This window comes from Halomonas sp. MES3-P3E, from assembly GCF_002836035.1.
GTDB lineage: Bacteria > Pseudomonadota > Gammaproteobacteria > Pseudomonadales > Halomonadaceae > Vreelandella > Vreelandella arctica.
On record NZ_PJBT01000049.1, the window covers coordinates 1 to 9,313 of the forward strand.

Sequence of the window (9,313 nt, forward strand, 5' to 3'; positions counted from 1 at the left end):
GGCGCGCGCGAAATTTATCAAACCCTGATGGGCCAGTACCCGGAACACTACGCTTATCAAGTCGCGTTCGCCCGGGTACTGGTAGCCGAAGGGCGTGGCAGCGAGGCGCGTGAAGTGCTCGACAACCTGCCGCCGGAAGAGCGCGACGCGGCACCTGCACGGGGCGTGCGCGCCAGCATTGAGTTTGGCGAACAGGCACTCTCAGCCGAAGAGATCGCAGCCCTGGGCGATCGTACCGACAGCGAAGCTCAGTACCAGCGCGCCCTGCGCCAAGTGGCTGACGGTCATTACGATGCAGGCCTGGAAGCACTGCTGGCGCTGATGAAACACGACCGTGCCTACAATGATGACGCAGCGCGTAAAACGCTGCTGCAGGTGTTCGATGCATTAGGCGCCGATCATCCGCTGACCGTTACCTACCGCCGTAAACTATTTGCCATGCTCTACTAACGGGTCTCACTGCTTTTTAGCACTGCATCCATGCGTGACAATGACATTTCCAGTTGGGTAGCGGTGGTGCCGAAGTTAAGCCGCACAAAGCCGGGGCAGCCAAAGGCAGCCCCGTCTGAAAGTGCCACCCCCGCCTCTTTCAGCAGCCTTTTATGGGGCGCATTGCCCAGGCCCGCCTCGCGCATATCCAGCCAGGCTAGATACGTTGATTCCGGTGTACTCCAACGAACACTCTGCCAGCTAGCCACTCGCTCCTCCAGCGTCGCACGATGCTCACGTAGTACGTTTAATAGTTCCTGCCGCCACGGCTCACCTTCCCGATAAGCCGCTTCCGCCGCGACTAAGCCGAGTATGTTGCTATCGGGCAGCAGCCCTTTTGCTGCGGCTGCAAAGCGCTGACGCAGAGCAGGGTCAGGGATCACCGCGCAGGCACTGGTCAACCCAGCCAAATTAAAGGTTTTAGAGGGCGCCCACAGGGTGATTGTGCGCTTGGCCAGTTCAGGAAATGCTGCCACCAGCGGACGGTGGCACGCGCCTTCATCTAATAGCAGGTCGCAGTGAAGCTCATCGGATACCACCCAAAGATCATGTCGTTCTACAAGCTCAGCCAGCGCAGCAAGCTCTTCCTGATGCCATACGCGCCCTGTCGGGTTGTGGGGATGACACCATAGCAATAGGCGGGTACGCGGCGTAATCGACGCCTCCAGGGCGGCAATATCGAGCTGCCAAGGCGCACCGGGGCTCGAAGGCGCTTGGAGCATCGCCTGCTGAGGCAGCCGCCCGGTGCGCTCTGCCACTGCTAGAAACGGCGGATAGATGGGTGTGACTGTTAATACACCGTCGCCAGGCTCGGTCAGCGCGAGCGCAGCCAAGTGCAAGGCAGGCACTACCCCTGGCAACCACTGCTGCCACTCGGGCTGAATGGGCCAGTCATAATGCTGGGCGCTCCACTGACATAGCGTTTCTGTTAACGTAGCAGGCACTTCACCATAGCCATAAACACCGTGAGCCACCCGCGACTGCAGCGCATCAACGACTGCTGGCGGGGAGCGAAAATCCATATCGGCGACCCAAAGGGGTAACACGTCGTCGCCGTAGCGGTGCCATTTTTGCGATGCCCAGCCACCTTCTGGGTGGCGTCGCTCCACAGGCGTGGCAAAATCGTAGGCCATGAAAAATCTCACTTATTGAACAGGGGTGATGCCAAGCATGCCGCAAGATGACTTTTATACCAAGATGCGGGCAGGGCTGCCGGCGCTGCTGCGGCAGTGGCGTGCACTCGGCCAAGCTGATGCCGATCGCTTGGCGTTGATTCTCGCGGAGACAGCCCGAGTGGCAAAGCTGGGCGAACCCGAGACCACGCCCAGCGGCGCAACACTTGATACGTGGAGCACGGCCAGCGCCGATGAGATCCCACTATGGGCGCCCAAAACCGCGGTATTTTTGCTTAATCAAATGCCTGCCCGCCCGACTCCCGATAGTGATGCCGAAGCCTGCGCCTGGGCATACTGCTGGCTACGCAATCGCTCGTTTGATTCATTGAAAGCAGCTCAGGACGCCCTCCCTGCCCACCTAAAAGCGCCTCTGCAAGAGGCGTTAGAAGCCGCTTGGCGCGACCAGCAAGGGCTGCGTTTAGTTTAATCGGCAGCACGCTCGCTTAGAAAACCGAAAGGGTGAAGGCCATTAAATGGCGTCATAAAACAACGACACACCAATAGCACCAAAAAATAACAGCAAGGAACACGCTACATGATAGAAATTCCGCTCACTTGGCAGCTAGCAAAGCTTGGCCTTTCAATCAGTATGGTATTGGGGCTAGGGGCAATTGCGGTGCGCGCCAGTCCACGTATGGCCGGGCTGCTGGCGGGTTATCCATTGGGCACGGCGTTGGCGCTATTTTTTATCGGCTTAGAAATTTCACCCGTCTTTGCGACCCAAAGCGCAGTACATACGCTGGCTGGGTTTACCGCGACGATGGCGCTAGGCGCCGGTTATTGGGTAGCAGGACGTCAACCAGGCGTTAAAGGCATGGCCAGCGGTGTGCTAGGCGGTTTCACTGCGTGGCTAGCCGCCAGCACGCTACTCGCCCAATTTGATTTCACCCGGCTCAGCGGCACGCTGGTAACACTAGGGGCTATTGCCGCATTTAGTGGCCTGTTCCGCGCTATTCCAGATGTAAAAAGTCCACCCAGTCGATCGTTTTCGCTCCCTGCTCTTGCTGCACGGGCCTGCCTTGCCGCCGCGATCATATTTGCCATTACGAGCCTAGCGCATTGGCTTCCGCCCGCCTGGGCGGGAACGCTGGCCGCCTTTCCGGTCACCATGCTGCCTTTTTTGCTGATTCTTCATCTCAATCACGGCGCGGCCCTAGTAGCCACTGTTATCAAACACTACCCGATGGGGCTTGGTTCATTGCTGAGCTATACCCTATGTGTTTCCTATACTTACCCAACGCTAGGCCTGTTGTGGGGCAGCTTGGCTGGGTTTGCCACGGCGACGCTATGGCTATTGGGATGGATGCAACTGACGGCGTGGTACCGACGCCGTGCCACTTGACCAAGCACTTGCTTGGGTTAATCCTGAAGACCTGCTGCTAATCCCGTTCATTAATCACCAGTCATTGATAACCCTTCGTTCATAACAAGGACATGCCATGTTTACGCGTACCATTGAGCCAGCGTTTTACGACACCGACGCCCTAGGGCATATCAATAATACTCGACTACCCGCGTGGTTTGAGCTGGCCCGTAACGACTTATTCAAACTCTTCACGCCTGATTTAAACCCGAAGAAGTGGCGCTTAATTATGGCGCGTATGGAAGTCGACTACCGAGCTGAACTGTTTTACGGTCACGACATCGAAATACGTACGTATTTAACACGCTTGGGCAACAGTTCGTTTACGGTGACCCAAGAGGCGCGCCAGCACGGCACACTTACCAACCTGGGTCACACCGTTATGGTGCAGTACGACCACCAGGCTAAGTGTGCCAAGCCCATCGAGGGAAATTTACGTGAGGCGTTAACGGCCCACCTGCAAGATGCCCCTGAATGAACACGCCTGACCGACGCTGCCCCGCACTGCCGGGGCAATAGGAGCCACGCTTATGGCCATCCGCTACAACCTCTGGATAGACCCTGACAACGTTGCGCAGCACCGTGCCGTTGAAGCGGATCTTGAGCACTACTTTGTTGAGCGCTTCGCTGACTATCCGCATATCCGCTTGTTTGGGGCAGACCCCTACGATTATGATGCCCCCTTCAATCGCCTTTATGATGTGCTAATGGCACGAGCCGCTGAATACTGTGAGCGGACGTGGTGCTATGTTGCGTCGCCCGAACAGCTCAATCGCTGCTTTTTCCGTGCCGTTGGCCGCTCAAACAAATTTGTGAGAGACCAACCCGATGGTGATACGCACCAATCAGGCGCCTGACGAACGTCAGCTCGCCATTATTGCTCAACAGCTTGGCCGCGCACCGCGTGGCATTGAAGCAGTAGCCGCCACTGACGGCGAAGGCACGCCGCTGGTGCTACGCATGTCTCCTATCGTTGATGGCAAACCTTTTCCTACGCTGTATTGGCTCTGCTCAGACGTGCTTAAAGTAGAAATTTCTCGCATTGAAGCGGTGGGCGTTATCAAAGCGCTCGAACAGCGGCTGCAGGAAGAACCAGACTTTCTTGAGGCTTATTTGCAAAGTCACCGTGATTATGTGGCTGCTCGCTGGGACTATATGAGCGATGCCCAGCGCCAAGAAGTCGCTCAGTTGGGCTATACCGACGTAATGACCGAGCGCGGCATTGGCGGCATTAGTAACTGGCACCAAGTGCGCTGTCTGCACACTCAGTATGCTCATCACCTTTGCGGTAACAACGTTATAGGGCAATGGATGGATCAACACCACCAGGTCGACCGCTGCCTACCCTAAGTAACGGATTAGTCACTTTTCATTTTTAGCGTTAGGAAAAAGCGAATGGCTCGAATTTGTGTCTATCTTGGCTCTCGTGAGGGTAATAGCCCAGTTTTCCGGCAGGCGACCAATAAACTAGGACGCACGCTTGCCGAGCGTGGTCACACGCTGGTTTATGGTGGGGCACGCATTGGCCTGATGGGTGAGCTGGCGAATTCAGTGTTGGAGGCAGGCGGTAATGTCATTGGCGTAATGCCTGAACACTTAGTGGAGCGAGAACAGGCACACTTTGGGTTAAGCGAGCTGATTCGGGTGCGTAATATGCATGAACGCAAAGCCACCATGGCGGCTAATGCCGACGCTTTTATTGCCTTACCCGGCGGGATTGGCACCTTTGAAGAGCTGTTTGAAATATGGACGTGGGGCTATCTGGGCCTGCATGAAAAACCCATGGGGCTGCTTAACATCGACGAGTTCTATTCACCGCTGCTGACCTTTTTAGACAGTACTGTCAGCCATGGCTTTTTGGCATCCGCCACTCGTGACATGCTGCTCGACGCAGCAACATCCAATGAACTGCTTGATGCATTAGAAGCTCAGCTATAGTGCTGACGGGGGAAGAGTGAGGGAGACGTTACTAGCGGCCCATACGCTCGGTGAGCTGGCGGGTATGCTGATAAGTCAATTGTAGCAAACGTGCATCTTCACCTGCCCGATGACGGTGAATACCGCGTTCGGCGATCATTGCTTCTTTGGTGTCGCTCCATAACGCTTGCTGCTCTTCGCTGAGCAGTATCCTTAGCGCCTCAAGACGAAAACGCGGCAGCATACCCGCGTGATGAAAGAGCAGGGAAAGCCAGGTGTTGTCGTAGCCCCAGCTATCACTGTAGGCCTTGCCTAACTCGCGCAGCTCGTCGTTTAACCAGTGGGCAACCTGACGCACGGGATAGCCCTCCTGAATGAGGCGCTCACGAGAGATACCGTGCAGCAGCTCCGCCTTTGGGTCCCAGTGCGTCCACTCATCTAGCGGTTGAATGAGAAAGGCGCAGCAGCTTCCATCAGCCCGTGCGATGCCTATTTCGATGGGATAACTGCCACGCCCAAATCCGGAGGCTTCAATATCTAGTACTGTGGGTAGCGTCTCGGACACAACCTTCCTCACTCAATCAAAACGTGAAAGCGCTTATGCGACGGCCACGTCATCTAGCGGCTGCTGTTCGGCCTGTCGCTGCCAATAAGCGGCTCGCTCATCATCTACCGTCAAGCCTAGCTCACCCAGGCGATAAGCTCGGGCAAGACGCTCGGCGGCTAAAAAATGCCCAGACTGGGCAGCGCGGGCATACCACGTCACCGCATAATCTTCGCGACGGGGGTATTGCACACAGCCATGCTCATGGATTTGCGCTACTTGGTACTGAGACTTTACATCTCCTGCATGCGCTGCTTCCAGAACATACCGCGCACCACGCGCCTTATCCTGAGGCGTTTGACTGCGATGAAAAAGCATATGACCATAAACGGAAAGCGCATCAGGGTGACCCGCCTCCGCACAACGCTTAAATAAGCGCATCGTTAAACGCTGGGTACGCGGAGAACGCGGCAATAGCCAGCGATTATGAAACAGCCGTTTAGCTAGACGAAATTCTAGCCGAGTAAACAACGTTGATGCCTGCAGCATGGCAAACCACCCTGCCTATCTGTTGGGACCTTGGGCCAGCAGCCACCAAAAACAGCTACCAACCACACGAGAAACCGGCCTTTAGCCGGTCGATGGGCTGGCAAGCATACGCCTGCCTTTGCGACGACTCAACCCCATTAATTTGCTGCTTTCCAAGAGCCTCGCTAACATGCCATGCATACGCCGTTTACCACCCTGCCAGGGTGGCTTATTTTTTGGCAATGCCGCCTTAGTAAGGAGATAAAAATGCAAACGCGCCCACTTGGCAGAACCGGCATGGAGGTCAGTCGACTCTGCTTAGGCACGATGACGTTTGGCGAGCAAAATAGCGAAGCCGAAGCCCATGAGCAGCTTGACCGAGCCGTGGCGTTTGGCATCAATTTCATTGATACCGCTGAAATGTATCCGGTACCCCCGATGGCTAAGACCCAGGGACTTACCGAGCAATATATCGGTAGCTGGCTGAAACAGCGTGGCTCCCGCGACGATCTAATCATTGCAACGAAAGCAGCCGGCCCAGGGCTTGACCATATCCGGGGTGGTCCACGCCTCACCCGCGAGCATATTCATCAGGCCATCGATACAAGCTTAGCGCGCTTAAATACGGATCATATTGATCTTTACCAACTGCACTGGCCAGACCGTCAAACTAATTTCTTCGGCAAATTAGGCTATGTGCATAGCGAAGATGAAGAGGCCACGCCTCTGGAAGAGACATTATCTGCACTAAAAGAGCTGGTTGATGCAGGCAAGGTGCGCGCCATTGGGCTCTCTAATGATACGCCTTGGGGAGTCATGCGCTCGCTACAGCTCGCCGACAAGCTGGACTTACCGCGTGTCGCCTCTGTACAGAATCCCTACAACCTTCTGAACCGCTCCTTTGAAGTGGGTTTGGCTGAAATTGCGCATCGTGAAGACGTAGGGCTACTCGCCTATTCGCCGCTAGGGTTTGGTGTTCTCTCAGGTAAGTATCTGAACGGTGCCCAACCGCCAAAAGGCCGCCTGACGCTTTATGAGCGCTTCAAACGCTATACCTCCCCAGAAGCGGAAGCTGCCACGCAAGCCTATGTGTCACTGGCTCAACAGCATGACTTAGATCCTGCTCAAATGGCGTTGGCTTTTGTTAACTCGCGCAGCTTTTTAACTAGTAACATTATTGGCGCGACAACCATGGAGCAGTTGGAAAGCAATCTTGCCAGCGAGAGCCTCAAGCTGGATGACGACGTGCTAGAGGCAATCGAAGATATTCACCGTCGTATGCCTAATCCCTGTCCTTAAAAGCCGCTCTTAAAAAACGTCCTTCAGAATAAGTCGGCTCTCACCAAGCTATCGTCACTATAGCCTCGGCCTTCGCCGAGGCTTGGTATACTAAGCCCACCTATAATCGGCTTTTATTTACCAGAGCACGACCAGGAGTATGCGATGCTGAGCGTTATCTCTCCCGCCAAAACGCTGGATTTTGAAACCCCTCCGACCACAACGAAAGTGACACAGCCCGACTTCCTGAAACAGAGCCAAGCGCTGATCGATATTTTACGCGACTATTCGCCGCAGCAAATCAGCGAACTCATGGGCATCAGCGATAAATTGGCGGGCCTGAATGCTGCACGTTTTGAAGAGTGGCAGCCCCCTTTCACCCTAAGCAATGCCAAACCTGCTGCTCAGGCGTTTCAGGGTGATGTTTACACTGGCCTACAAGCCGAAAGCTTCAGTGAGGCTGAAAACCGTTATGCGCAATCGCACCTACGCATACTTTCCGGCTTATATGGCCTGCTACGGCCACTGGACTTAATTCAGCCATATCGGCTGGAAATGGGCACCAAGTTATCTAATAGCGCCGGTAAAGATCTCTATGCTTACTGGAAGCCCACCCTAACGCCTGCACTCAATGAGGCCATTGCTGAAAGCGGTTCCAAGGTACTGGTTAATCTCGCTTCTAATGAATACTTTAAGGCAGTTGATGTGAGACAGCTTGATGCGCGCGTGATTACGCCGGTATTCAAAGACGAGAAGAATGGTACGTTCAAGATCATCAGCTTTTATGCCAAAAAGGCACGTGGTCTGATGAGCGCTTGGCTAATTCAGCAGCAGATTAACGAACCTGACCAGCTCAAGAGCTTCGATGTGGCAGGCTACCGTTTTGACGCCTCGGCGTCACAGGGTGATACCTTTGTTTTCACTCGCAAAGAAACTGATCGCTAAAGCGAACGACCGGGCTGGTACAATCTAGAAAAAACGTACGGGGCGTAACGCACGCGGCTTTAAAAACCGCTGGTGCGCCTCTTTAAAGAGCGCTGTGTCACAGCGGTGTAGCCACTCATAAGCCACCATATCAGCTGTTACAGCCACCGCACCGCTTGCGCAAGCACGCTCACGGGCCAGCGTAGCCTCTTGTGGTCGACGGCTGGCAGACGCTTCGCTAAGCCAGTACAGCTCGTAACCTGCCGCTAGCAACCCCAACGCCGTTTGCAGCACACAGATATGCGCTTCTGTTCCACACAGTACAATCTGCGTTTTACGTGATGCTTTTAATGCTGAACCAAATTCAGCTTCTGCCATCACGCTGAAATGCTGTTTTTGCCACAGTTGATAATCGTTTAGAGCGGCCAATAGAGTTGGTGCGGTACCACCTAGTTTTTCAGGGTTCTGCTCGGTTAACCACACCGGCACTTCAAGTAGGCAAGCCATTTCACCTAGCCAAGCCGCCTCGGTAACGGCCTCTTGACCACCTTCAATCACAGGCAGCAGGCCAGCCTGAAAATCGACCATCAGCAGTAGGCTTTTTTCACGTTGTAGCTGCACAGCGCCTCCTTAATTTTTATCATTATTGGAATCATAATAGACACGATACAAAAACAAAGCAGCCGCTTTTCAGCGGCTGCTTTGCTAACGTAGCAATTACATGCTTATCCTGCCTAGTCTTCGGCAGCCTCTTCCATATCTTCACCGAGCTCTTCCATGCTCTCACCGGCTTCTTCTGCACTTTCGTCAATGCTTTCACCCGCTTCTTCAGCAGGGCCTTGATCATCACAGGCGACAAGCCCGCCTGCCATTAACGCCATAAATAGGGCAATTGCTAACTTTTTGGCTAATTCCGTCGTCATATCGTTTCTCCTCCTGAGATTTTAAATCTTGCACTTGCAGCATAATACTAGATGCTGCTTGGCAACAATACCATGTTAAATACGCAAGCTATTGTTATAAATATGTTTAAAAAACTTATTTTTCAGAGTGCTAAGAAAAAATTGCTTCTGTAAAAAATAACGGCTTTTCTTC

14 protein-coding genes are annotated in these 9,313 nt (G+C 54.1%); 9 read left to right on the forward strand and 5 right to left on the reverse strand.

The window, feature by feature from the left end:
• Positions 1–450, forward strand: a 450-nt coding sequence (locus CXF87_RS10770) for a tetratricopeptide repeat protein (protein ID WP_157826504.1), incomplete at its 5' end; no start/stop codon positions are given.
• On the opposite strand, the gene CXF87_RS10775 is transcribed toward CXF87_RS10770, so the two are convergent.
• On the reverse strand, positions 447–1,622 hold the full coding sequence (locus CXF87_RS10775; RefSeq protein WP_101146647.1) for a MalY/PatB family protein: 1,176 nt from the start codon (positions 1,620–1,622) through the stop codon (positions 447–449). The two genes, CXF87_RS10770 and CXF87_RS10775, sit on opposite strands and share 4 nt — an antisense overlap.
• A gap of 37 nt (positions 1,623–1,659) precedes the next feature.
• Between CXF87_RS10775 and CXF87_RS10780 the strand changes: the two genes are divergently transcribed.
• The 6 genes from CXF87_RS10780 (at position 1,660) to CXF87_RS10805 (ending at position 4,965) form a co-directional block, all read left to right on the forward strand.
• On the forward strand, positions 1,660–2,091 hold the full coding sequence (locus CXF87_RS10780; RefSeq protein ID WP_101146657.1) for a hypothetical protein: 432 nt from the start codon (positions 1,660–1,662) through the stop codon (positions 2,089–2,091).
• A gap of 108 nt (positions 2,092–2,199) precedes the next feature.
• Positions 2,200–3,006, forward strand: a complete 807-nt coding sequence (locus CXF87_RS10785) for a hypothetical protein (RefSeq protein WP_101146648.1) — start codon at positions 2,200–2,202, stop codon at positions 3,004–3,006.
• Between the two features lie 97 nt (positions 3,007–3,103).
• Positions 3,104–3,505: an acyl-CoA thioesterase gene (locus CXF87_RS10790; RefSeq protein ID WP_101146649.1), complete on the forward strand. Its 402-nt coding sequence runs from the start codon at positions 3,104–3,106 to the stop codon at positions 3,503–3,505.
• A gap of 52 nt (positions 3,506–3,557) precedes the next feature.
• Positions 3,558–3,884, forward strand: a complete 327-nt coding sequence (locus CXF87_RS10795; RefSeq protein ID WP_008956368.1) for a hypothetical protein — start codon at positions 3,558–3,560, stop codon at positions 3,882–3,884.
• Positions 3,856–4,377: a DUF501 domain-containing protein gene (locus CXF87_RS10800; RefSeq protein WP_035586146.1), complete on the forward strand. Its 522-nt coding sequence runs from the start codon at positions 3,856–3,858 to the stop codon at positions 4,375–4,377. The genes CXF87_RS10795 and CXF87_RS10800 overlap by 29 nt, the downstream gene beginning before the upstream one ends.
• A 45-nt stretch (positions 4,378–4,422) precedes the next feature.
• Positions 4,423–4,965 carry a TIGR00730 family Rossman fold protein gene (locus CXF87_RS10805; RefSeq protein ID WP_101146650.1) on the forward strand — a complete coding sequence of 181 codons (543 nt, stop codon included), beginning with the start codon at positions 4,423–4,425 and terminating at the stop codon, positions 4,963–4,965.
• 31 nt (positions 4,966–4,996) lie between these two features.
• On the opposite strand, the gene CXF87_RS10810 is transcribed toward CXF87_RS10805, so the two are convergent.
• Entirely contained in the window at positions 4,997–5,509 is a 513-nt protein-coding gene (locus CXF87_RS10810) for a hypothetical protein (RefSeq protein ID WP_101146651.1), read from the reverse strand.
• 33 nt (positions 5,510–5,542) lie between these two features.
• Positions 5,543–6,037 carry a tetratricopeptide repeat protein gene (locus CXF87_RS10815; RefSeq protein WP_101146652.1) on the reverse strand — a complete coding sequence of 165 codons (495 nt, stop codon included), beginning with the start codon at positions 6,035–6,037 and terminating at the stop codon, positions 5,543–5,545.
• 246 nt (positions 6,038–6,283) lie between these two features.
• Between CXF87_RS10815 and CXF87_RS10820 the strand changes: the two genes are divergently transcribed.
• On the forward strand, positions 6,284–7,315 hold the full coding sequence (locus tag CXF87_RS10820; RefSeq protein ID WP_101146653.1) for an NADP(H)-dependent aldo-keto reductase: 1,032 nt from the start codon (positions 6,284–6,286) through the stop codon (positions 7,313–7,315).
• A 144-nt stretch (positions 7,316–7,459) separates the two neighbouring features.
• The gene (gene yaaA / locus CXF87_RS10825) at positions 7,460–8,239 is read left to right on the forward strand and encodes a peroxide stress protein YaaA (protein ID WP_101146654.1); all 780 of its coding nucleotides are present in this window, start codon (positions 7,460–7,462) and stop codon (positions 8,237–8,239) included.
• Positions 8,240–8,263: 24 nt separating this feature from the next.
• Here yaaA and CXF87_RS10830 read toward each other — a convergent pair whose 3' ends face one another.
• The gene (locus CXF87_RS10830; RefSeq protein ID WP_101146655.1) at positions 8,264–8,839 is read right to left on the reverse strand and encodes an isochorismatase family protein; all 576 of its coding nucleotides are present in this window, start codon (positions 8,837–8,839) and stop codon (positions 8,264–8,266) included.
• Between the two features lie 113 nt (positions 8,840–8,952).
• On the reverse strand, positions 8,953–9,141 hold the full coding sequence (locus CXF87_RS10835) for a hypothetical protein (RefSeq protein ID WP_101146656.1): 189 nt from the start codon (positions 9,139–9,141) through the stop codon (positions 8,953–8,955).
• Positions 9,142–9,313: the final 172 nt, after the last annotated feature.